The sequence below is a fragment of the Colwellia sp. MB02u-10 genome, from assembly GCF_014077185.1.
Classification (GTDB): Bacteria; Pseudomonadota; Gammaproteobacteria; order Enterobacterales; family Alteromonadaceae; genus Cognaticolwellia.
In genome coordinates, this window is the sequence record NZ_JACGVK010000135.1 from 241546 (window position 1) to 265553 (window position 24008).

The window sequence follows — 24008 nt, forward strand, 5'->3', positions numbered from 1 at the left end:
TATTTTTCGCGCGAATAGTATCGGAATTCAGAGCGCATTAAAATAGATGAATTATTACTAGTCTATATTTCACAAGGTAAAAATTAGTGACAATAAAACAAAATCAAACAGTTATGAGAAAACACAAACGAAAAAACACAAAGGTACGACCAGTTGATTTTAAGCCAGAAATCGTGCTTTTTAATAAACCGTTTGATGTATTGTGCCAATTTACGGATGATCAAAATCGAAAAACACTAAAAGACTTCATTGATGTTAAAGATGTTTACGCGGCCGGTCGTCTCGATCGAGACAGTGAAGGACTACTTTTATTAACCAATGATGGAAAACTTCAGCATAAACTCGCTAATCCAAGCCAAAAAACAGATAAAACCTACTGGGCGCAAGTTGAAGGTGTACCAACAGAAACCGATATTATGGCACTTCGCCAAGGCGTTGAATTAAAAGATGGCCTAACAAAACCTGCTATAATCGACATAATAGCTCAGCCTAATATTTGGCCCCGTATTCCGGCAATTAGAGAACGCGCAGCGATCCCAACAGCATGGTTAGAGATAACCATACAAGAAGGGAAAAACCGTCAAGTAAGAAGAATGACGGCTCACATCGGTTTTCCAACCCTGAGGTTAATTCGCTATCGTATTGGTGAATGGACCTTAGATGGCATTAATAATGGTCATTATAAAAGAGTCAATCATGGATAGTCTAGTATCAAACACACCCGTAGCAAACCCGCACGGCAGCGAACAATTCAAACCTAACACCACGGTTGCCGTGGTCGTTGCCTGCCAAGATAAATTTCTATTGGTTGAAGAAATAGAGCAGGGTAAAACAGTTTATAATCAACCTGCTGGGCATTTAGAAGCCGATGAAAGCTTAATGACTGCCGCGATACGAGAGTTACAAGAGGAAACAGGATTAAGCCATTCGCCTGATCACCTTTGCGGTATTTACTATTATTATCGGCAATCGTTAAACCTGTATTATTTACGCTTTTGTTTTGTTATTGAGCTTGAATCGCTAGCATCATGCCAACCACAAGATGAGGAAATTATAGCCTGCCATTGGTTTACCTTAGCAGAAATCAAAGCAAAATCAGCGCAATTACGCAGCCCTTTAGTCCTAGAATGTATTGAAGATTACCTTAGCGGTAAAAAAATCCCCTTAAGTCACTTAAAATCTAATCTTTAATCTTTCATCACGCTAAATGACCATGCTATAATTTCGCGCCATTTTCTATTGAAATCTAGTTGTCATGACCTCAAACGAACATGTAAATGTAAACTCAATAACGCCAAACGAAAAATTACCGCAAGATACTAAAGTAATAGTAGGTATGTCGGGGGGTGTTGATTCATCGGTTTCTGCCTATTTATTAAAAGAACAGGGCTATCAAGTCGAAGGCTTGTTCATGAAAAATTGGGAAGAAGATGACGACGATGAGTATTGCGCCGCGGCAGAAGATTTAGCGGATGCACAAAGTGTTTGTCAGAAACTAGGTATTAAGCTTCATACTATCAATTTTGCTACTGAGTACTGGGACAATGTTTTCGAGTATTTTTTAGCTGAATATAAAGCGGGTAGAACACCCAACCCTGATATTATGTGTAATAAAGAAATTAAATTTAAAGCTTTTCTTGAGTTTGCTTGTGAAGACCTAGGTGCTGATTACATCGCTACCGGTCATTATGTACAACGTAAATTTAAAGACGGTAAATGGCAGATGCACCGTGGTTTAGACAGTAACAAAGATCAAAGTTATTTTCTCTACACCTTGAGTCATCAGCAAGTAGGTAGAACACTTTTTCCGGTTGGTCATATTGAAAAACCACAAGTAAGAGCTATCGCTGAACAAGCAGACTTAATCACCCATAACAAAAAAGACAGTACCGGTATTTGTTTTATTGGTGAACGAAAATTTAAAGACTTTCTGGGCAAATATTTACCGGCGCAACCCGGTGTAATAGAAACACCAGAAGGAGAAGCTATTGGTGAACATGACGGTTTAATGTATCACACCCTAGGTCAACGCAAGGGCTTACGTATTGGCGGTCTAGCCAATGCGGGCGACGCGCCATGGTATGTGGTTGACAAAGATCTTGATCGTAACGTATTGGTTGTTGGCCAAGGCCATGATCACCCTCGCCTATTTTCTAAAGGCTTAGTAGCAAATCAATTACATTTAGTTGAGCGAGTTGAATTAACTGCGCCCATAAGTTGTACGGTAAAAACCCGTTACCGACAAGAAGACGTTGCTTGTAATCTTTCACCTATGGCCAATGGTGAATATTTAGTAATGTTTACTGAGCCACAAAGTTCAGTAACACCCGGTCAATCTGTGGTGTTTTATCAAGATGATATTTGCCTAGGTGGCGCTATTATCAACTCCCTTATTCGTTAATATAAGGCATACATGAATAATTTAGAAAAACAAACTATTACCATGGCAGCAGTCTGCCAAGCCTCAGTTTTAGTGCAAAAAATAGCGCGTACTGGCACAGTAGAAGAAGCTGAACTCGCTATCATGCTCAACAGTATTATGGTGACTTCGCCCGAAAGCATTTTGGAGGTTTATAGTAACGATATTGCCCATTTAACATCGGGATTAAAAGCCTTAATTGAGCAGTTAGGTAATCAAACCAGCAAAAAAGATCCAGAACTAACCCGCTATGTGGTCAGCTTATTAGGTTTAGAGCGACGTTTAGCCAATAAAAAAAATCAATTATCGCTACTGGGTGAACGTATTGAACAAAGCCAACGTCAGCTCGCGCATTACGAGATTACCAGTGACACGCTCATTGCTAGTTTAGCCAGTATTTATAGCGACTTACTCAGCCCAATAGGCACGCCTATTCAAGTGGCGGGTGAACCAAGTTTGCTCAAGCAACAAAGTAATCAGCATAAGATCCGCGCCTTACTTCTCGCAGGTGTTCGCTCAAGTGTGTTATGGCGTCAAGTGGGCGGCAAGCGTAGAAATATATTATTTGGGCGCACAAAGCTGGTGGCGTGTGCACAACAATTACTTAAAGAACTTTAAAATTAACTTCAGGAAATTACTATGGAACTTTCAGCATTAAGTGCAATATCACCGGTTGACGGGCGTTATGGCAGTAAAGTTAAATCATTGCGCCCTATTTTTAGCGAATTTGGCTTAATTAAATACCGTGTTACGGTCGAAGTACGTTGGTTACAAAAGTTAGCAGCGACCGCTGAAATTGTTGAAGTTGCGCCTTTTTCTGCTCAAGCTAATACGCTATTAGATGCCATTATTACTGAGTTTTCTGAAGCCGACGCCCAAAGTATTAAAGACATTGAAGCCACTACTAACCATGATGTAAAAGCGGTTGAGTATTTCCTTAAAGAAAAAATTAGTGGTAATGCTGAATTACATGCAATAACAGAGTTTATCCATTTTGCTTGTACTTCAGAAGACATTAACAACCTTTCACATGGCTTAATGTTAACAGATTGTCGCGAACAAGTATTAATGCCCATGATTGACGATATCCTTGGTGATATAAAAGCCTTGGCGATTGAATATAAAAATATTCCCATGATGTGTCGTACCCACGGTCAACCAGCATCTCCTAGTACACTAGGTAAAGAAATGGCCAATGTTTACATGCGTTTAAAGCGTCAACGTGAGCAAATTGCACAAGTTGAAATGCTAGGAAAAATTAACGGTGCTGTAGGTAACTATAATGCCCATTTATCGGCTTACCCTGAAGTTGACTGGCACAATTTTGCTAACGAATTTGTTAACTCATTAGGTTTAAGCTTTAATGCATACACCACGCAAATTGAACCGCATGATTATATAGCAGAGTTATTTGATGCTATTGCACGTTTTAACACCATTTTAATTGATTTTGACCGAGATGTTTGGGGCTATATTGCCATTGGTCACTTTAAACAAAAAACTATTGCCGGTGAAATTGGCTCTTCAACCATGCCACATAAAGTTAACCCGATTGATTTTGAAAATTCAGAAGGTAACTTAGGTATTGCCAATGCTTTATTTACCCATTTAGCCCAGAAGTTACCAATATCTCGCTGGCAACGTGACCTGACCGACTCTACCGTTTTACGTAACTTAGGTGTAGGCTTTGCGCATACCTTAATTGCTTATCAAGCAACACGTAAAGGTATCAGTAAACTACAAGTGAATGAAGCGAACTTATTAGCCGAACTCAACTCAAATTGGGAAGTGCTTGCCGAGCCAATTCAAACCGTTATGCGTCGTTACGGCATTGAAAAGCCTTACGAAAAACTAAAAGAGTTAACCCGTGGCAAACGTGTTGACGGTGATTCTATGCGTGCGTTCATCATGACGTTAGAACTACCAGAAGCAGCAAAAGCACAACTGTGTGAAATGACACCTGCTTCTTACATTGGTCGCGCAGTAACATTTGTTGACGAACTCAACTAGTTACACCTAGCACTTAGTTTTGCTGATATAAAAAAAGGGATCCAATAGGCTCCCTTTTTGTTATTCAGTTTTTAAAAATCAGTCATTAATAGCAATGCAAATAAGGTTTCACTATGAATGTAGACTCGTTAAATTGGGGTGATTTAACTCCAGAAATATTTCTTGCACAATATTGGCAGAAAAAACCATTATTGATCAAACAAGCTTTTGCTAATTTTAAAGACCCAATAAGTGCAGACGAACTGGCGGGATTGGCCATGGAAGCTGAAATACAATCGCGTATCGTCAGCACTAACAGTAAAGACGACTGGCAAGTTGACCATGGCCCTTTTGAAGATTTTTCTCAATATGGTGAGTCTAATTGGACACTATTAGTACAAGCAGTAAACAACTGGTCGCGGCCAACACATAATCTACTTGCGCCCTTTGCTTTTATTCCAAGCTGGCGTATAGATGACGTTATGGTCAGTTTTTCAACCCCTAATGGCGGCGTTGGTGCGCATTTAGATCAATATGACGTTTTTATTATTCAAGGCAGTGGCAAAAGGCGCTGGCAAGTCGGTGCACCCGATAGCAGCTTAGAAAGCTTATTACCTCATGCTGATCTTAAACAAGTTTCAAGCTTTGAAGCGATTATTGATGAAATAACAGAAGCAGGCGACTTACTTTATATTCCACCAAACCACCCACACAAAGGTCTATCAATAGAGAATTCAGTTAATTTTTCTATTGGCTTTCAAGCACCATCAAGCCAAGAACTCTGGTCAAGTTTTGCTGATAAGCTTATTGACAACAATCTTGGTGAACAAAGGTTTAGTGATCCTGCAAGAACCTTATGCCAAACAAGCTTTACTATTACACCCGATGACAAAAAGCAATTAAAAGCCTTTATGCTACAACAGCTTGAGCAAGAAGAATTCTATGAACAATTTATGGGCCAATACCTAACACAGGGTCATCATGCCCTAGAAATTTTAGTACCTGTTAATGACATAGATAAAGATAAACTGCTTGATATACTATCAGAACCCGATATTTCATTTATGCCCGTATCAGGATTAAAGGCCGCCATAATAAATGATGTGCAGCTAACACTTTTTCTCAACGGAGAAAGTTTTCCATTAGAAAAACAAACCCTGGCACTAGCGCAGCAGCTGGCACAACAAAAGCCTTTAAGCACAAGTAAAATGAAAAGGCTCAACACTTGTTTGAAAAACACTCAGCTGTTAACCGATGTTTTAAATAAAGGTTATTGGTATATAGAATAAAGCTTGAGTCATCAACGAAGAGTAGAGTTTAGTAAACAGTGCATTAGTGATTCCAGTCTGTAAAATATAATTTAATGACGCATTTTATTATGCAGGCGCTGCATTTAAATTCTAAGCTTATCGACTAGAAGGTAAGCTTAGAAGATAACCCCAAGCGCAGAGTAATCTGCGCTTTTTATTGCAGTCTTTTTAAATCAGTCACCTTCATCGTTGGCGCTTAAAGTAGAAAACCATTGCAATGTCAGTCTATTGCTAAACCCATAACTCGTCTTTAGCATAAAGCTGATAAAGACCTTCCGCTTTATTGATTAGCAGCTTGGCATATTCGACTTGTTCCTCAACGTCACTTTTTAACAGACTATCAGCCTGTATTTGCCATTTAAAAGTAAAGTGGCGTAATACGTTACGAGCCGGCTCGCTTTCTTCCAACACTAAATGGTCAGTCGGTAAATCGCCACTAATCACCCACACCTTGGTTTTATCTAACAAGTTAATTTTCCATACCGCCATTAAAGGGATCAAATAACGACTTTCAGTGTCGGCAACACTCTCTGTTACTAAGCCTTTCTTTGCAAGATATTTAGTTGCTTTTAAATACTGCTCTCGAATCCAAGCTTGTTGTTGTTCTTGAGTCATTGCTAATTTGTCTGTCATGTTGAGGGTCTTTTTATTAATAAGTTAATAACGGGAAGTTTGTATGGATTAATTCACAGCAAAGTTCAAATTTATTTATAGCTTCACTAGCGAAGCATTTATCTAAATGGTATTGTGCGCAGCGAATTATTACAACCCTAGTTGAAGTAAAATTAATACTTGAACTATTTAAGATCAATGGAGATTTCGATAGTGGCCGTTTTTGATTTAGTAGATTTTGATAACCATGAACAAGTTGTTTATTGCAGTGACGAAGCATCTGGGCTAAAAGCCATTATAGCGGTTCATAGCACAGCCTTAGGGCCAGCAGCTGGCGGTTGTCGTTTTTGGGATTATGCCAGTGATGAAGCCGCACTTAAAGATGTATTACGTTTATCTAAAGGCATGACTTATAAAAATGCCATGGCCGGTTTAAAACTAGGTGGTGGCAAAGGCGTTATCATTGGTGACGCCAAAACACTAAAATCAACCACCTTATTTAAAGCCTATGGCCAAGCGGTTAATAATTTAAATGGTCGTTACTATACCGCTGAAGATATTAATATCACCACCGCCGACATGGCGATTGTTAACCAAAGTACCGATTTTGTTTCTGGTCTTGAAGGTAAAAGTGGTAATCCCGCGCCATTTACCGCCTTAGGAACATTTTTAGGTATCAAAGCAGCCGTTAAATTTAAGTTAGGTAAAGATGATTTAACCGGTATTAAAGTTGCCGTGCAAGGCTTAGGCAGTGTGGGTTATTCACTTTGTGAAAAATTACATGCCGCTGGCGCTGAGCTAATTGTAACTGATATTAATCAGCTTGCTCTCGATAAAGCTGTTGCAGAATTAGGTGCTACTGTTGTTGGTTTAGACGAGATTTATAGTCAAGATGTTGATGTATACTCGCCATGTGCATTAGGTGCGTCAATTAACGATGATAGTATAGCTCAATTAAAAGCCACAATAGTTGCCGGTTGTGCTAATAATCAATTAGCCGAGTCTCGCCATGACAAAATGCTGACAGAAAAAGGGATTTTGTATGCCCCTGATTATGTTATCAATGCCGGTGGTATTATTAATGTTGCTTTAGAAATTTATCCAGAACCCTATTGTGCTGACAGTGCAACAAAGTTAGTGGAAAATATTTACAATACCTTAATGACTGTTTTTGAAACTGCCGCGGATAATAAGATGCCAACGGGTTTAATTGCTGATGAAATGGCACGTAATATTATAGCTAACGGGTCGAAATAGCTTTAACACCAGTATCTTAGCTATTAGCTTTCAGTATTGAGCTATCAGCTTTCAGTATACAATTAACCTATATAATAAAAGCACCGAGAGGTGCTTTTATTATATAGGCATTAAGTTATGCCATGATCACATGGATAGAATGCATGGCGATATGTCAGCTGATTTTATCAACACTTAGCCAATCAGGTTAAGTGTTGATGCTAACAAATAGGCTACAAGACATTTAATAAAGCCTGCACTGGATGCAAGGTTACCTTGTTATCTAAGCGCTTTATTTGACTACGACATGAATAGCCAGTAACCAATATTTGCTCAGTCGCCAAATCAGCTACTTTATTATGCCAACTCATTTGATACAGTGCTTTCGAGTTATCTAAATTAACTTTTTCATGGCCATAGGTACCTGCCATACCACAACAGCCCACTGACACACTGGATAAAGACAAACCAAAGTGTTGGAATATATGCTGCCACTGCCCTTCACTACCCGCTAATGCGGTTTTTTCCGTGCAATGAGCAAAGAGCTTATAGTCTACAGAACTTTCGCTCTTAAACGCTTGTTCAATCACCCTGCTACTTTGTGATGCAATAATCGCTATTAGCCATTCATGTGCTAATTTGACCTCAAAATCGCCACGATTATTACCTAATACCTGGTTATATTCGTCTCTAAAACATAAGGCTAGTGAGGCGTCTAAACCCACCATAGGTATGTCAAGTTGATGAATTTGATTTAAGAATTCTGCCGTTGATTTAGCCGTTTTAGCAAACTTAGCTAAAAAACCTTTTACGTGTTGTGGCTTACCATTGGGCTTAAAGGGTAATAATATGGGTTCAAAACCAAGCTTTTTCACCAACAACATGAAGTCTTCAACCACTTTGGCATCATAAAACGAGGTAAATGGGTCTTGAACAATTAACAATGACTTCGCACGTTTATCAGCAGACAAGCTTTTAAGTGCTGATAAATCAAAGGCGGTAAATTTATGCTTAGTAACCCTTTGCGCTAATGTCGGTGTTGACAATAAAGGCGTGTCAACATAACCGATAGTCACTTGTGAGAATTTATCGTAAATATTAGACGCCAAAACACTATTGACTATTTTTGGAGCTTTAGCCATGACTGGCGTCATTAATTCTACATTCGCCACTAAGTGATCTTTTAACGGCCTAAAATATCGCGAGTGATAAAGGTTAATAAATCTAGCCCTAAAATCAGGTACATCAACTTTAATAGGACACTGACTCGCGCAAGCTTTACATGCTAAACACCCTTGCATGGCTTCCATCACTTCATGGGAAAAATCCTCGTTTTCAACAGTTTTAAACTGGCTATTGAAACGATTTTTCACCTTGTCTAATAATCTTTTTACCGACCAACTTTGTATGTTTTGCTCCAAGGCTAGCACATCAACACCTTTAGATTCGACTAAGCGCAACCACTCACGCATTAAGCCAGCTCTGCCTTTTGGCGAATGTCTGCGATCTCGTGTTACCTTGCTTGAAGGACACATAGGGCTGTCTACATCATAGTTAAAGCACAAGCCATTACCATTACAGTCAAGCGCAGAACTGAAGGAGTCTTTTACCGTAACAGGTATTTGTCGGTCATAAAAACCACGCTTTGTGTCATCAACAGAAACTAGCTTGTCAGTGGAATGATAAGGCGTACAAATTTTACCCGGGTTCATTTTATTTAAGGGATCAAAAGCGGCTTTGATCTTTCTTAATTCAGTAAATAAAGTCTCACCAAAAAATTCAGGGCCATATTCACTGCGATAACCTTTACCATGCTCGCCCCACATTAAACCACCATATTTAGCGGTTAATGCCACCACCTGATCTGAAATTTCTCTCAGTAAAAGCTCTTGCTCTGGATCGCACATATCCAATGCTGGTCGAACATGTAAAACACCGGCATCAACATGACCAAACATACCATAGTGCAAACCATGGCTATCGAGTAACTGTCTAAATTCAACAATATAGTCAGCTAAATTTTCTGGTGGTACGGCGGTGTCTTCAGCAAACGCTAACGGCTTTTGACTCCCTTTGGTATTACCTAATAAACCGACCGCTTTCTTACGCATACCATATAACTTGCCAATACTGGCTAGATCTGAGGTAACTTGATAACCAATAACACCGGTTTTGTTAGCTATGTCTTTATCAAGCTCCACGCATAAGGCGCTAACTTGCTCGGCAAGACCTTCAACACTCTCGCCGTTATATTCCACCATATTGATGCCGTCCATTACGGCGCCATCAACATCTTGCAACATATCACTAACCAGTTGCCAAACAATATCTTGTTTAGCTAAGTTCAATACTTTACTGTCAATGGTTTCAACTGACGTCGCTTTAGCTTCCACTAGTCTAGGTGAATGACGCAAGGCCGAGTCAAAACTGTCATATTTAATGTTAATCAGCGTTTTAGCTTTAGCTATCGGTGTTAAATTTAGTTTCGCTTCACAAACAAAGGCTAACGAGCCTTCAGAGCCAGTAATAATACGGCTTAAATCGACTATCGATAAGTCATCATTAAAAACATGTTCTAGATCATAGCCGGTGAGGAATCGATTCAAGCGAGGAAATTTTTCTAAAATTAATGCGCGATTATCCCCGCAAGACTTCAGTACTTGTTGCATCAGTTTTGCTTCAGTACTGTCTTGCTGAGCTAATGCCTGTGCTTGAGCAATGGTTTGAGGTTTTGTGTTTAGAAATTCGCCATTCACTAATACGCTTTCAAGTGCTAAAACGTGGTTAGAGGTTTTACCATAAACTAATGAGCCTTGACCTGACGCATCCGTGTTAATCATGCCACCAATAGTGGCTCGGCTGCTGGTAGATAAATCAGGAGAAAAGAAAAAACCATAAGGCTTAAGATAATCATTTAATTGGTCTTTAATCACCCCAGCTTCGACTCGAACCCAATTCTCTTCGACATTTATCTCTAAAATACTATTCATATATTTTGATAAATCAAGCACGATACCTGGCGTTAAACTTTGACCATTAGTACCAGTGCCGCCGCCGCGAGCACTAAACTTTATCGCGTTAAATTGCGCTTCGCTGCCCAGTAGGGTCACCACTTGAATGTCTTGCTTACAGCGTGGATGCAGCACTAATTGTGGCAGTTGTTGATAAATACTATTGTCGGTGGCGTGCGCTAAACGTGCGCTATATTGAAAGTTTATATCACCAGTAAAATGTTTAGTCGCCAAGATTTTGGCAAACTCTTGATATAAAGGAGAAACTAACTCTTGAGGACTTAAGCGAGGTAACATAGGTGAAAAGTCTATTAACAATATTATGTGGCTAATATTATATCACGGCATATTGTCAATTTGATCAGTTAACAAAAAAAGCCTAAGAACTTTTTTATCATCGTCATGATAAAAAGCACCTAGGCTTGATTCAATGTAAAAATAATGTAAACCCGCGCTACTTCAAGTCAACTTCAAGTAGCAGGTTTGTACCCGTATAAAAGGCTATTTATTTTTATTATGCTGTTCGGCTAAATATAACCAGGTGGGTAAAACAGTGTCAGGGTTCAGTGATAAACTTTCAATACCCTTTTCAACTAACCAGGCAGCAAAATCAGGGTGATCTGACGGACCTTGACCACAAATACCGACATATTTTCCACGTGCCTTACAGGCGTTAATCGCCATTTCTAACAAAATTTTAATCGCAGGATCTCGTTCATCAAACAGGTGAGCCACTAAACCAGAGTCTCGGTCTAAACCTAAGGTTAATTGCGTTAAATCATTAGAGCCAATAGAGAAACCATCAAAGTAATCTAAAAATTGATCGGCTAATAAAGCATTCGACGGTAATTCACACATCATAATAATACGCAGTCCATTTTCACCACGTTTTAAACCATGCTCTGCTAGAATATCAATAACAGCAGCGGCCTCGCCAAGGGTGCGAATAAATGGGATCATAATCTCAACATGGGTCATGTCCATATCGTTACGTACGCGTTTAATCGCCTCACATTCAAGCGCAAAACAGTCTCTAAAATCTTTCGATATATAGCGTGAAGCACCACGGTAACCTATCATTGGATTTTCTTCTTCTGGCTCAAAACCTTCGCCACCGACTAAGTTTGCATATTCGTTTGATTTAAAATCAGACATACGCACAATCACTTTTTCTGGCGCATAGGCTGCAGCTAAAGTAGAAATACCTTCAGTTAGCTTAGCAATGTAAAATTCAACGGGGTTGTCATAACCGGCAATAATCTCGCGAATTTCTTCTTGAAGTTCTGCTGGTTGTTCGTCAAAGTTCAAGAGCGCTTTGGGATGAACACCAATCATTTTGTTAATGATAAATTCTAAACGCGCCAAACCAATACCGGCATGTGGCAAACGAGCAAAGGCAAAAGCACGATCCGGGTTACCCACATTCATCATTATTTTCAATGGTAACTCTGGCATTGAATCCACTTCTGAAGTGGTAACGGTAAAGTCCAATTGACCTTGATAAATAAAGCCTGTATCACCTTCAGCACAAGAAACGGTTACTTCGTCACCTGTAGATATTTTATGGGTTGCATCACCGCAACCAACAACCGCTGGAATACCCATTTCACGAGCAATAATCGCGGCATGACAAGTTCTACCACCACGGTTAGTCACAATAGCGGAAGCTCGTTTCATGATAGGCTCCCAATCTGGATCTGTCATATCAGTAACTAGCACATCACCCGGTAAAATTTTATCCATTTCAGCCAGTGAAGATAAAACCTTAGCTTTACCACTACCTATTTTATGACCAATTGAGCGACCTTCACAAATAATGTTGGCGTTAGCTTGTAATTGAAATTGCTCCATCACATTAGCATTTTCACGGCTTTTAACTGTTTCTGGTCGCGCTTGTACAATGTACAATTTACCGTCTAGACCGTCTTTAGCCCATTCAATGTCCATAGCACGGCCATAATGTTTTTCAATCACTACCGCTTGCTTCGCTAATTCTTCAACTTCTTGGTCTGTAAGAGAGAAAGTATCTGATTGCGCTTGGTCAATATCAACAATTTCAACTTGTTTACCGTGTTCTGGATTATCAGCGTAAATCATTTTAATGGCTTTACTACCAATATTGCGCCGTACAACCGCAGGCTTACCTTTTGCTAGTGTTGGCTTATGAACATAAAATTCATCAGGGTTAACCGCGCCCTGCACCACCATTTCGCCTAAACCGTAGCTTGAAGTAATAAAGACTACATCTTCAAAGCCTGATTCAGTATCAATAGAGAACATGACACCACTAGAAGAAATATCACTGCGCACCATACGTTGAATGCCGGCAGAAAGCGCAACACCACGATGGTCATAACCTTGGTGTACACGGTAAGAAATAGCACGGTCATTAAAGAGTGAAGCAAATACGTGTTTAATCGCGATCATTACCGCGTCTAAACCGCGAACATTGAGGAAAGTTTCTTGTTGGCCAGCAAAAGAAGCGTCGGGCATATCTTCAGCGGTTGCTGATGAACGTACGGCAAATGAAGCGTCATTGGCAAAGCCACCGGCAAGTTTTGCATAAGCTTTTTCAATGTCTTGCTGCATATCAGGTAAAAATGGCGTCTCAATAACCCATTGACGAATTTTACCACCACACTCAGCTAAGGCATTAATGTCACCAACATCTAAATCATCTAACAGCTGATAAATTTTATCGTTCAGGCCGCTTTGTTCTAAAAATTCATTAAAAGCAAATGAGGTAGTTGCAAAGCCACCCGGCACTTGCACACCAACATTTGAAAGGTTAGAAATCATTTCACCCAATGATGCATTTTTACCGCCTACGCGATCCACATCATTCATACCTAAATTTTCATACCAAAGCACATATTCTTGCACGACAACATCTCCAACAAATTAATAAAATTTAAGAAAGCAATTTTAAAATAATCTAGTAACCAGTAGAAAAAAAACAGCCTAAAAATAGCTTTCTTAACGCTTTTATCAAAGTATGTTTCATTAAATGGTTTATTTCACGCTGCAGACATTTTACACTGCTAACCTTGAAACTAAAGCACTATTTGCAAGTTTTCACTTGGGACGATGGCATTATCCCCTATTCATCACAGCATAATATATAGGATTGACTATGCGAGCAGCTTTTTATATTTCTGACGGTACAGCGATCACATCTGAAGTTTTTGGTCATGCACTATTGTCACTTTTTCCAATGGAATTTGAGCACGACACCATTTCTTTTGTAGAAACTAGGGAAAAAGCGCTTGAGGCTTGCAAGCGGATAAATAAAGCGGCAAAGCGAACTGGCATACCGCCACTGGTTTTTCATACCTTCGTTAATCCAGATATTCGAGAGATTATCGATGGCTGCGACGGCATTACTTATAATTTTCTCGAACACTTTATTGCGCCGCTTGAAAAACAGCTTGGTCTCCAAGCTAAGCCCAAAGCTCACAGAACACACAGTATTCATGAGAATAGTTATGACTATCGCATCGAGGCGGTTAACTATTCGATGGCAAATGATGATGGTTCAAATGTCACTAACTATGAGCATGCTGACGTAATACTGGTGGGGGTTTCCCGCTCAGGTAAAACACCAACAGCGCTTTACTTAGCCCTACAGTACGGTATCAAAGCAGCAAACTACCCATTTACTGACGATGATATGGACGAACTTAAAATACCCGATTTTTTAAAAATGCATAAAAAGAAACTCTTTGGTTTAACCATAGATGCAGAACGTTTAGTCGATATACGCGATGGTAGAATGGCCAATACTAAATACTCATCAGCGCGGCAATGTCGCATGGAAGTAAGAGAAGTTGAAAAATTATATAAACAAGAAAAAATTCCTTTTTTGAATACCACTAAGCTTTCTATTGAAGAAATAACCGCAAAAATATTGTCGAAAACAGGTCTTCAGCGCTATAAATATTAGCTTAAGAGCATTTAGTTATATAATAAAGGTAGAAAGCGGTTCACTTAACCCACTATTTTCGTTATGTTAGCGCGATATTATTATTGCGCTGCATAGCTATATGCAGGCTAACAAGTATTTGATAGCCCATGACCATAAAAACTGATGAATTTAGAACCACATTAATTGACAATTTAGTTTCTCCTGCTGAACTTGCTCAACAGATCCCACTTGACGATGAAACCGCGAATTTTATTATCAATAGCCGCAAGGATATTGAAGCCATTATCAAAGGTGATGATAAACGCTTACTGGTTATTATTGGCCCTTGTTCTATTCATGATACTGATGCCGCAATAGACTACGCTAAAAAATTAAAAGTCTTGCAAGAAAAATATGCTGATGACTTATTGATTGTTATGCGGGTGTATTTTGAAAAGCCACGCACAACAGTAGGTTGGAAAGGTTTAATCAGCGATCCTGATTTAGATAAATCGTTCCAGGTCGCTAAAGGACTCAACCTAGCACGTAATTTACTACTGCAAATTAATAAATTAGGCTTGGCTGCCGGCACTGAATTTTTAGATATGGTTACTGGCCAATATATTTCTGATTTGATCAGCTGGGGCGCTATTGGCGCACGTACCACAGAAAGCCAAGTACACAGAGAATTAGCTTCTGCGCTTTCTTGCCCTGTTGGTTTTAAAAACGGTACCGATGGCAATATTCAAATTGCGGTTGACGCCATTAAAGCAGCCAGTGTTCCCCATGTACTTTATTCGCCAAATAAAAGTGGTCAAATGTGTATTTATCAAACCCATGGCAACCCTTTTGCTCACGTTATTTTACGTGGTGGTAAAACACCTAACTATCAAGAAGAGTATATCAAGGCCACATGCGAAACATTGACTAAATCAGCATTGGCAGAAAAAGTGATGATCGATTGTAGTCATGGCAACAGCTATAAAGATCATAATAAACAAATCGATGTAGCACAATCACTGGCTGAGCAAATACAAGCCGGCAATCAGTCTATCTTTGGCGTGATGATTGAAAGCTTTTTAGTTGAGGGTAATCAAAAAGTTGTTGCCGAGCAACCGCTTGTTTATGGACAAAGTATTACCGATAAGTGTATTAACCTAGATACCAGTGAAGAAGTGTTAGATGTTTTAGCGAATGCGATTAAAACAAGAATGTTATAACTAGTCTATTATCCGATAACCCAATTCTAGAATAATATAGAGCCTGTAACAGATTTTATTACAGGCTCTAGTTAAATAAAGTGGCTTAAATACTCTCCAGATTTAGTTGACCATTACACATACACCTCACTAAGAGGCAAATAATTGTTGGCTAAAATGTACGAGGAACGAGTGTTAGCCAACTGTTTAGTTGTGCGTTTGGGTGACTTATGTACAATCTTCTTTGTAAGTGAATAGAGCAATTAATGCTTCACTCGCAAAAATAACACCGTACTGAATTACAATTGCCAACATAGCTCCGATGCCTGCTTGAGCATCTGAACCGACACCAAACAACAGCCCTAAAGCTAATAGAAAAACAATAATGCCTGCTGATGCTCTAAGCAAATGACTTAAGCGGCTTTTGTACCGGTTTTCATTAGCAATAGTAAAAATTATAAAATACGGTACTGACATTACCAACACGCCAAAAATGTCAGCGCCCCAATATTCGTAATTTATAGTAACTAGGGCAATTAAAGCTAGCGCTTTAATGTAATTATAAGTTTTCAAATACATCATCCGCATTCCTTTGTATTAACACCCGCTTAAAACGCTTGTTTATTTCGTTTAATTGAGCCAAGCAATTGAAACCATGATTAGAGCATAAAACAATATACCTATTACGTAAGGCACAAGGTAGCCATTGTTATATTTACTTTTTAACTTTTTATATTCACTATAACTAGGCAATTGATATTTAGATAAACCGAAAGAAACTACACGTAATACACATGCTCCAGTTATATACAGAATAAAATCAAAAGCCAAAGCTACAAATAGATTTGGTACGAACTCAAGAAATATACTCACTCGACTCTCCTATCGACAGAAATATAACGCCGCAATAAGCGAAAAATTACTCTTGGCTAAAATGTTTGTGGAACGAAAAACAGCCAACTGTAAATTTTCCGTTTGATTGCCTTGTAATAGATTTAATCACCTACCTTTATTAAACTGCCTTTCGCATGGAATACCATCATGATCACCATCCATTTTAGTGTTAGGACAATGTTCAATGAAATACTTAGCTTCAGCATAAGATTTCATTTGTGAACAATGCTGCCTGCCATCGCACTTAAATTTAGTATTGCGCTGCTGCTTTTTAGCTGTAACTTTTTTGTCGGAAACTTTAGCATGCTAGTTAGCCTCCGATGATGATGAAAAAGCTAAAATACAGCACAGACTTATTAAAATAATGAGCAATGAATTTTTCAATGTACACCTTCCTTGTGAAATCTATAACGCCTCACTAAGAGCACTAAAACTAACAAATATAAACTCATTGAACCGCCACCACTATAACCTTTGCGATGTTCAACGATTGCAATTTTTTCTTCTTTTACTCTTGTTTTAAAGCGAGCAAGTTCTGCATCCAAGTTAACCGTCATATCAGTAACAGCTAACCCAAAACCTTCTAATGATTTTTCAGAAAGAGTGTCATCAATTCCTACAGCAGTAGTTCTTTTTTCAATCTTGTTTATGCCGGGAGCTCTAAAAAGCATCTTTTTGCTTTTTATATCAAAAACAGCCGTATCAACAAATGTTTGAATAGAGTTTTCATTTCCAGGAATGATATACATTCCAACAATTGTCCAATAAAGAAAAGCTGCATTATTTTCTAGTGATTGAGTTACTTGATCATAGGAAACCAAAGCTATAACATCTACATCATAAAGTCTTCCTACTTGTTCTAAAGTCGAAAAGCCTTTATCGCCATTTAAGTATGTACTTGGTATGATTTCGATACGATCAATATAGTCATATTTGAGGAAAGATTTTTTCACTTTTTCTAGAAGTTCAATTTGATCTTTACTATGAATTCCATCACGTTGCCAATTTTTAGATGGAACAAAAGCTAAACCTACTTTGACTGGTAATTTTAAAACTGGTATTTCTGGTTTATGCTCAGCACGGCTTGTTTCATCTGGATATAGAAAGTCCATCAAACTACTCGATTGCGTTTTCTTTCCAGTATTTTGGCTTAGTATCGAGCTACATGAAGCTAAAAAAGCTATCCCTAGTATTACGATTAATATTCTAGATTTCATCGACATTCCTTTTGGTAGTGCTAACGTCCAAATAGCAGGCTAAAAATTGATGGCCAAAACCAGCGAGGCACGAGCAATGGTCAGCTGTTTTGAGTCCTAGTTTATTTTCTTATAGTGCGTGTTTTTAAAACGAACTTACAACAATTAATACAAAAGCCAATATAAAATATTTATAGCTTTCTTTAGAAAAAGCAAAGTTTGGCTTGAACCAATGTTTTAGTGGAGCAACTAATAAAGATGGAGATAAAAGTAGACCACGTAATAATGATAAAACACCAATGGCACCAGCAATAGCACCAAAATCCATTACATTAGTTTGATAAAACTGAACTGCTTGCATAATAATAACAAGAGCCATAAAACTTTTAATTAGGTTTGAGCTGCGTTTGATTTTAATAGCTTGATCTTCCATTGAACTCCAATCCTCTGTAATACATATACGCCTCAATAAGAAGCTAAAAATTATTTACTAATAAAGCGAGGCACGAGCAACAGCAAAGTGTTTTTAGTCCTGTTTTATTGACTTATATACTGCCTAATGGAAACACTGAAATGACCAAAAACATCAAAGTTTGTTGTGTAAAATGAGTAGAATTAAAAACTTATCGCCACTTTACTGCTAACCGTGAATTTGAGCCGTTTATACAAAAACTGATTAAGCGAAAACAGAAGCAGAATTTATAAAACCTAGAGGGAGTTGAGTGATGTGCACTAAATCCATTTAGGCGAAAACTGTGTAACCAGAAATACAAAATATCCTATGCCGCTAAAGTTACCACAAAAACGAATAGAAACAAGCAGAAGCCAACTGTTTATTGTGATCTTCCCCCGATAAAACGGACACATTTTTTATCACGCCGCTGTAGCTTCATATTCCATCGGTGAACAATAGTTTATACCTGAATCCATCCTCATCGCATTGTAGTATTTGTTGATCTAACTGCCAAGCGTTCCCCGTAATTCCTTATCGCTTTTAAAGATATTACCGCGAATAACTTCTGTTTTCAGCATTTAGAAAACAGCTACGACAAGCCATACTTAAAAGTGATATTACAAAACATGTAAAGGCTCAGATATTCGAACAGTGCAGGAGTTATTGCGGCATACAGATTTAACATTGACAGCAATGCTTACCAAAAAGTCATGTCTAAGCAATTATGTGGCCAACGGCAATGATTGCTCTGGAGCCCATCAGGATGAGGAACAATCAGGAATGATAGGATATGCCTACTGCAAGCTCAAACTTGCCGTTACTTACTGAAAAGCTTATGTCTCTTTTGAGAAAAAAGTAATCAACAGAAGTCAATATCATTGGGTGATTGGTAACATAGCGTTACGGATGATGAGTTGATTTTGCATGCACTCTATTTGAGAAACCACCCATAAATAAGCATACCGATAATATTCTCAAGCACGACGAGGTTAACCAACATTTTTCAACACGTTATTATGAAGTACTATGTAGAGTAATTAATTTACTTAATTTACTTAATTAAAGGCTCTACTCAATTTTATATCTTACTGAATAAATTGGCATTCGAAAAAATCAGACTTACTGTAAATTCTGTGCATAAAAAAGCCAGTAATCAAAATGATCACTGGCTTTTTTTATGCTGATTTTTTAAACTACTTTAAAGCTACCTTGCTTATTAATAGAAGTTAGCCTTAAATTCTACACCCCAAAAGCGAGGTTCATTAACAAAACCTGTTAAATTGTTGAAATCGATAGCACCAGTAAGTTTTTCTTCATCTGTAATATTACGACCAAAAACGGCTACTTCGTATTCTGCGCCATCTGCATACCATTCGTAACCAACACGAACACCACCTTCTAATAGTGCATCACCGGTAAACTCTGTTGACTCGTATAAGAAGAAGTTAACTTCGCTACGGTAAGACCAATCAGTGTAAACATAAAGTTGACCTTCACCCATTTCTTTCGTCCAACGGGCTGCTAAGTTTGAAATCCACTCAGGCGATTGTGGTAATGAGTTACCATCAATCAAGGCTAAACCGTCACTATTTAATGGTGAGGTTACCGTACAACCACCGCCACAACCAGGCACAGCAACATTGCTATCTTGCAATTCTGTGTGGTTATAACTTAGGCTCGCGGTTAACGCTAGGTTGGGGGTAATAAAGTATTCAGAATCAAGTTCAAAACCATAACCCACTGATTTATCTGCATTGAGTAAACTTGCTACGTTACCCGTACCACCAACAGCGGTTAGCTGCTGGTCGTTAACAACGTAGTAATATACTGAGCCATCAACGCGAGCGGTATTTTCTAAAAATACTGATTTGAAACCTGTTTCTACAGAATCTACTGTTTCAGAATCTGCTGTCGTTGAATTTGCTGAGAATAATAAGCTACGACCTTGAATGCTTGGCGCACGGTAACCGCGAGCTAAACGTGCATAGACGTTAGTTTCATCATTTAGTGCGTAAGTAGCACTTAAGTCACCACTGACTTGAGAGTCTTGCACATCATTACTTTCAGAAAAACTTGGCGCACCAAATGGTGACTGAACTAGTTGACCATCCCAGTCACGTTTATCATCTGAATAGCGTAAACCACCGTTGATGTTTAACTTATCAGAAATTTCATAATCAAGTGACGCAAAAACTGCCCACGCTGAAGTTTTCATCTGTTGTGTCGCAATACCATCTTGTACACCGCCGCCTAAGGTATTAAAACTTAAATTATTAATCGTTAAATCTTCATCAAATAAGAAATAACCGAATTGATAATCTAACTTACCTAAATCATTACTCGCGATACGTATTTCTTGGGTCAATTGCTTATGATCTGGCATTCTAGCGCCAGTTTCAGAAGGGAAAGCAATTGTCCCTGGTCCACCACCTGTAGGCAAGAATACGGCACCATAACCACCATCAATATCGCCTACTGAAAACATTTCAGCTGACTCATAACCGGTGACAGATGTTAAGGTATGACTACCCATATTGTATTCAATTTTTAAGCTAGCGCCTTTCATATCAACCGTTTGGTTATTACGAACAGCCGCATCTTGAAATACAGTTTCGCGGTCAAAATCATCAATTAAGTCATTGGTGCCAGGTTTAATGATATTGGCTCTGAAAACGCGTGAATCAGCTTGGGCATCACGATAGTGATAGTTAAACAACGCAGAAAAGTCGTCATTTGGTTCCCACAATAGTTGCAAACGACCTGCAGTTTCAGCGTAACCACCTAATTGATCTTTTTGCTCAAAACCGGGGGCTTTGTTGTCAATCCAATCGTCTCGGTCTTGTTGTAGTAATGCGATGCGTGCTGACAAAGTATCGGTTAAGCCGCCACCAACAGCAACACGAAAATCAGTGCTACCAAAACTACCATATGAGCCAGAAATATTGGCATCAAAGTCTTGTGTTGGTTTTTTCGATTCTACTTTCACAATACCTGCTGGGGTATTACGACCAAATAATGTCCCTTGAGGACCACGTAAAACTTCTACGCGTTCAATGTCGAACATTGGCATACCTTTAGTTAAGGCATTTTCTAACACAACGTCATCATAAATCAATGAAACCGGTTGTGATGCTAGCAAATCAAAATCCGTATTACCTAAACCACGAATGTAGAAACGTGGGAACGTACGGCCAAAAGAAGACTCAATTAATAAGCTCGGGACTTTTGCAGACAGTGCTCTAACATCCATACCTGAAGAACCTAATACCTCAAGTTTTTTGGCGGTAAGTGCTGATACTGAAATCGGCACATCTTTTATGTTTTCAGTACGCTTACGAGCGGTTACTTGAATAACTTCAACGCCGACAGCATCAATTTCATTAGCTTTTTCTTGCGCTAGTACAGCGGTAGATGCGCCTGCACCACACGCAAAAATAGCCGCATTGACGCAAAGCGCGAGCGACGTTTTATTAAAAACATTCATTAAGTACTCTCCCAAGAACTGTTTATGTTTTGTGTAAAGATTTTATTAACCTGACATTCTATATTGAGTGTCAGGTTATTAGTGTTGTTTCATAGCTCAAGATCAGACAAAAAGCTTGTACCATAAGGCATTTTATCTAATTTAAATAACTCTGCGATGGTCTGACCAATATCTGCAAAGGTACTACGTTCGCCAATATTAACAGATCGTATCTGTTTGTGGAATGCAATAACAGGTACATATTCCCGCGTATGGTCATTACCATGCCAAGTTGGGTCACAACCATGATCTGCGGTTAAAAAAAGCACATCATCTTCATTCATAGCCGCAACCACTTCAGGTAAACGCTGATCAAAATTCTCTAATGCCAAAGCGTAACCTATCGGATCACGGCGATGACCGTAGTCTTGGTCAAAATTGACTAAATTAGTAAATATCAGGCTATTGTCTTGTGCCGTATTGATATGTGAAATTGTCGCATCTAATAAAGCGTCAATACCCGTGGCTTTAGTTTTTTCACTAATACCTTGGTGTGCATAAATATCAGCAATTTTACCCACACTGATGACATAGCCACCCGCTTGGGTAAAGGTGTCTAATACCGTGGGTGCTGGCGGTAAAATAGAATAGTCGCGTCGATTACCCGTACGGGTAAAGTCTTCAGGGCTGCTGCCAATAAAAGGTCTGGCGATAATACGGCCAACATTTCTGTCAGCAAGTAACTCGCGCACTGTTTCACAATACTTATAGAGGTTATCCAAGCCAAAGTGTTCTTCATGAGCCGCCACCTGAAACACACTGTCAGCAGAGGTATAGCAAATAGGTAAGCCAGTGTTAATATGCGCTTGCCCAAGTTGGTTAATAATATCGGTACCTGATGCATGGCAATCGCCTAAAATACCTTTATAGCCAGTGGTTTGATTGATTTTTTCAATCAAACCACTGGGGAAGGCGTTACCATTTTTTGGAAAGTAGTCCCAATCAAATAATACTGGCACTCCCATCATTTCCCAATGGCCACTTGGCGTATCTTTACCTGTACTAATCTCAGCCGCATAACCATACGCACCCTGTACAGGTGCTTGCTTTGCCACAGGAAAACTAGATTTTCCCGCTTCAAAAGCGGCTTGAACTAAGCCCATTTTTGCTAAATTAGGTAATTTAATTTCACGTTTTTCGTGCTGATAAAAATGTCGTGATAGGTTAGCAAAAGTATTGGCACTGATATCGCCAAAGTCTGCCGCATCGGGTGCATGCCCAATACCAAAACCGTCGATTACTAAAACTATTGCTCTTGCCATTTTAATTTCCTGTTATTAGATCGTTGCATTTTAACAAATTATTCAAATTTATCCTCGTTTATAGCGATAAATTTCATGACCAAATGGTCAGCATGTGATACTTTACCAAGCAATAAATTATAGACAATAGATATTTTATAAATATTTAAGGCACATAATACCTTTTTTTGCCTAAATTTTAATGAATTTCAGCATAATTAGTTCATAATATGAATGCGTTGACCTATCCACAACAGCATCGTAATAAATAATAACTTAACCCTTTTTTAATCACATTTTAAGGCTCCCTGTTTTGCAAACCAATAAACCGACGATTATTGCGGTAACCGGTGCTTCGGCATCTGGTAAATCACTTTTTGCGCAAACTATTTACGATGAACTGTTACCTGAGCTAGGGTCAAGTGGTATTGCTATTATCAAAGAAGATGCTTACTACAAGCATCAATCCCATCTCTCGATGGCAGAACGTATAAAAACAAATTATGATCACCCTAACGCTTTTGAACATAGTTTGTTGTCGCAACATTTAAGCCAGTTAAGTGCAAATAAAAGTGTTGATATACCCACCTATTGCTATAAAACACATACCCGATTAGATGAAACTCAACATTTATCACCAACACCCATCATTTTAATTGAAGGTATTCTTTTATTTGCCGATGAAGAACTGAGAGACAAATTTAATATTAAAATATATATTGATACCCCGCTCGATATTTGCCTAGTGCGCAGAATAAAGCGAGATACCCTTGAACGTTCTCGCAGCATAGCGTCAATCACCGAACAATACTTAACAACCGTTCGACCTATGTACCACCAGCATATAGAGCCAAATAAACCTTATGCCGATATTGTGGTGACTCGTGGTGGTAAAAATAGAATGGCAATAGAAATGCTAAAAGCAAAAATTCGTCAACTCATGCAGAGACGTCTTTAAATTTGAATGATTTGAATGATTTGAACGAGCAATAAAATTAAAAATTGATGTCATTAAAATAA

General features: G+C 38.7%; 19 protein-coding genes and 2 pseudogenes. 10 read left to right on the forward strand and 11 right to left on the reverse strand.

The window, feature by feature from the left end:
• Positions 1-113: 113 nt before the first annotated feature.
• The 6 genes from H4J59_RS16865 to H4J59_RS16890 all read left to right on the forward strand — a co-directional run bounded on the left by H4J59_RS16865 (position 114) and on the right by H4J59_RS16890 (position 5697).
• Positions 114-704: a pseudouridine synthase gene (locus tag H4J59_RS16865; protein ID WP_182241198.1), complete on the forward strand. Its 591-nt coding sequence runs from the start codon at positions 114-116 to the stop codon at positions 702-704.
• Positions 697-1191 (forward strand): NUDIX hydrolase, encoded by a 495-nt coding sequence (locus H4J59_RS16870; RefSeq protein ID WP_182241154.1) that lies wholly within the window; start codon positions 697-699, stop codon positions 1189-1191. The genes H4J59_RS16865 and H4J59_RS16870 overlap by 8 nt, the downstream gene beginning before the upstream one ends.
• A 64-nt stretch (positions 1192-1255) precedes the next feature.
• Positions 1256-2401 carry a tRNA 2-thiouridine(34) synthase MnmA gene (gene mnmA / locus H4J59_RS16875; RefSeq protein ID WP_182241155.1) on the forward strand — a complete coding sequence of 382 codons (1146 nt, stop codon included), beginning with the start codon at positions 1256-1258 and terminating at the stop codon, positions 2399-2401.
• A 12-nt stretch (positions 2402-2413) separates the two neighbouring features.
• Positions 2414-3037 carry a high frequency lysogenization protein HflD gene (gene hflD / locus H4J59_RS16880; protein WP_182241156.1) on the forward strand — a complete coding sequence of 208 codons (624 nt, stop codon included), beginning with the start codon at positions 2414-2416 and terminating at the stop codon, positions 3035-3037.
• A 21-nt stretch (positions 3038-3058) separates the two neighbouring features.
• A complete protein-coding gene (gene purB, locus H4J59_RS16885) occupies positions 3059-4429 on the forward strand; it encodes an adenylosuccinate lyase (protein WP_182241157.1) in 1371 nt (456 codons plus the stop codon).
• 113 nt (positions 4430-4542) lie between these two features.
• Positions 4543-5697: a cupin domain-containing protein gene (locus tag H4J59_RS16890; protein WP_182241158.1), complete on the forward strand. Its 1155-nt coding sequence runs from the start codon at positions 4543-4545 to the stop codon at positions 5695-5697.
• A gap of 252 nt (positions 5698-5949) precedes the next feature.
• On the opposite strand, the gene H4J59_RS16895 is transcribed toward H4J59_RS16890, so the two are convergent.
• Positions 5950-6351, reverse strand: coding sequence for a DUF4826 family protein (locus tag H4J59_RS16895; RefSeq protein WP_259369580.1), 402 nt, complete (start codon positions 6349-6351; stop codon positions 5950-5952).
• Positions 6352-6543: 192 nt separating this feature from the next.
• Between H4J59_RS16895 and H4J59_RS16900 the strand changes: the two genes are divergently transcribed.
• Positions 6544-7587, forward strand: coding sequence for an amino acid dehydrogenase (locus tag H4J59_RS16900; protein WP_310733216.1), 1044 nt, complete (start codon positions 6544-6546; stop codon positions 7585-7587).
• 212 nt (positions 7588-7799) lie between these two features.
• Here the strand turns inward: H4J59_RS16900 and H4J59_RS16905 are convergent, their stop codons facing one another.
• Both H4J59_RS16905 and ppsA read right to left on the reverse strand, forming a co-directional pair.
• Complete coding sequence (locus tag H4J59_RS16905) at positions 7800-10874, reverse strand: FAD-binding and (Fe-S)-binding domain-containing protein (RefSeq protein ID WP_182241201.1); 3075 nt, start codon at positions 10872-10874, stop codon at positions 7800-7802.
• A gap of 204 nt (positions 10875-11078) precedes the next feature.
• Complete coding sequence (gene ppsA / locus H4J59_RS16910; protein WP_182241159.1) at positions 11079-13460, reverse strand: phosphoenolpyruvate synthase; 2382 nt, start codon at positions 13458-13460, stop codon at positions 11079-11081.
• A gap of 250 nt (positions 13461-13710) precedes the next feature.
• Here ppsA and H4J59_RS16915 point away from each other — a divergent pair, with 250 nt between their 5' ends.
• A complete protein-coding gene (locus H4J59_RS16915) occupies positions 13711-14520 on the forward strand; it encodes a pyruvate, water dikinase regulatory protein (protein WP_182241160.1) in 810 nt (269 codons plus the stop codon).
• A gap of 128 nt (positions 14521-14648) precedes the next feature.
• Positions 14649-15701: a 3-deoxy-7-phosphoheptulonate synthase gene (locus H4J59_RS16920; RefSeq protein ID WP_182241161.1), complete on the forward strand. Its 1053-nt coding sequence runs from the start codon at positions 14649-14651 to the stop codon at positions 15699-15701.
• Between the two features lie 207 nt (positions 15702-15908).
• On the opposite strand, the gene H4J59_RS16925 is transcribed toward H4J59_RS16920, so the two are convergent.
• The 8 genes and pseudogenes from H4J59_RS16925 to H4J59_RS16960 all read right to left on the reverse strand — a co-directional run bounded on the left by H4J59_RS16925 (position 15909) and on the right by H4J59_RS16960 (position 23009).
• Positions 15909-16262 (reverse strand): hypothetical protein, encoded by a 354-nt coding sequence (locus H4J59_RS16925; protein WP_182241162.1) that lies wholly within the window; start codon positions 16260-16262, stop codon positions 15909-15911.
• Between the two features lie 48 nt (positions 16263-16310).
• Positions 16311-16553, reverse strand: coding sequence for a hypothetical protein (locus tag H4J59_RS16930; protein ID WP_182241163.1), 243 nt, complete (start codon positions 16551-16553; stop codon positions 16311-16313).
• A 126-nt stretch (positions 16554-16679) separates the two neighbouring features.
• Positions 16680-16823 (reverse strand): annotated as a pseudogene (locus H4J59_RS16935) (excalibur calcium-binding domain-containing protein); the annotation flags it as partial.
• A gap of 131 nt (positions 16824-16954) precedes the next feature.
• On the reverse strand, positions 16955-17791 hold the full coding sequence (gene rhlP / locus H4J59_RS16940; RefSeq protein WP_182241164.1) for a rhombotarget lipoprotein: 837 nt from the start codon (positions 17789-17791) through the stop codon (positions 16955-16957).
• Positions 17792-17915: 124 nt separating this feature from the next.
• Positions 17916-18203, reverse strand: a complete 288-nt coding sequence (locus tag H4J59_RS16945; protein ID WP_182241165.1) for a hypothetical protein — start codon at positions 18201-18203, stop codon at positions 17916-17918.
• 440 nt (positions 18204-18643) lie between these two features.
• A pseudogene (locus tag H4J59_RS16950) lies at positions 18644-18799 on the reverse strand (IS3 family transposase); the annotation flags it as partial.
• A 641-nt stretch (positions 18800-19440) separates the two neighbouring features.
• Positions 19441-21708 carry a TonB-dependent receptor gene (locus H4J59_RS16955; protein ID WP_182241166.1) on the reverse strand — a complete coding sequence of 756 codons (2268 nt, stop codon included), beginning with the start codon at positions 21706-21708 and terminating at the stop codon, positions 19441-19443.
• 89 nt (positions 21709-21797) lie between these two features.
• Entirely contained in the window at positions 21798-23009 is a 1212-nt protein-coding gene (locus tag H4J59_RS16960; RefSeq protein ID WP_182241167.1) for a phosphopentomutase, read from the reverse strand.
• 292 nt (positions 23010-23301) lie between these two features.
• Between H4J59_RS16960 and udk the strand changes: the two genes are divergently transcribed.
• Entirely contained in the window at positions 23302-23946 is a 645-nt protein-coding gene (udk, locus tag H4J59_RS16965) for a uridine kinase (protein ID WP_182241168.1), read from the forward strand.
• The last annotated feature ends 62 nt before the right edge of the window (positions 23947-24008 follow it).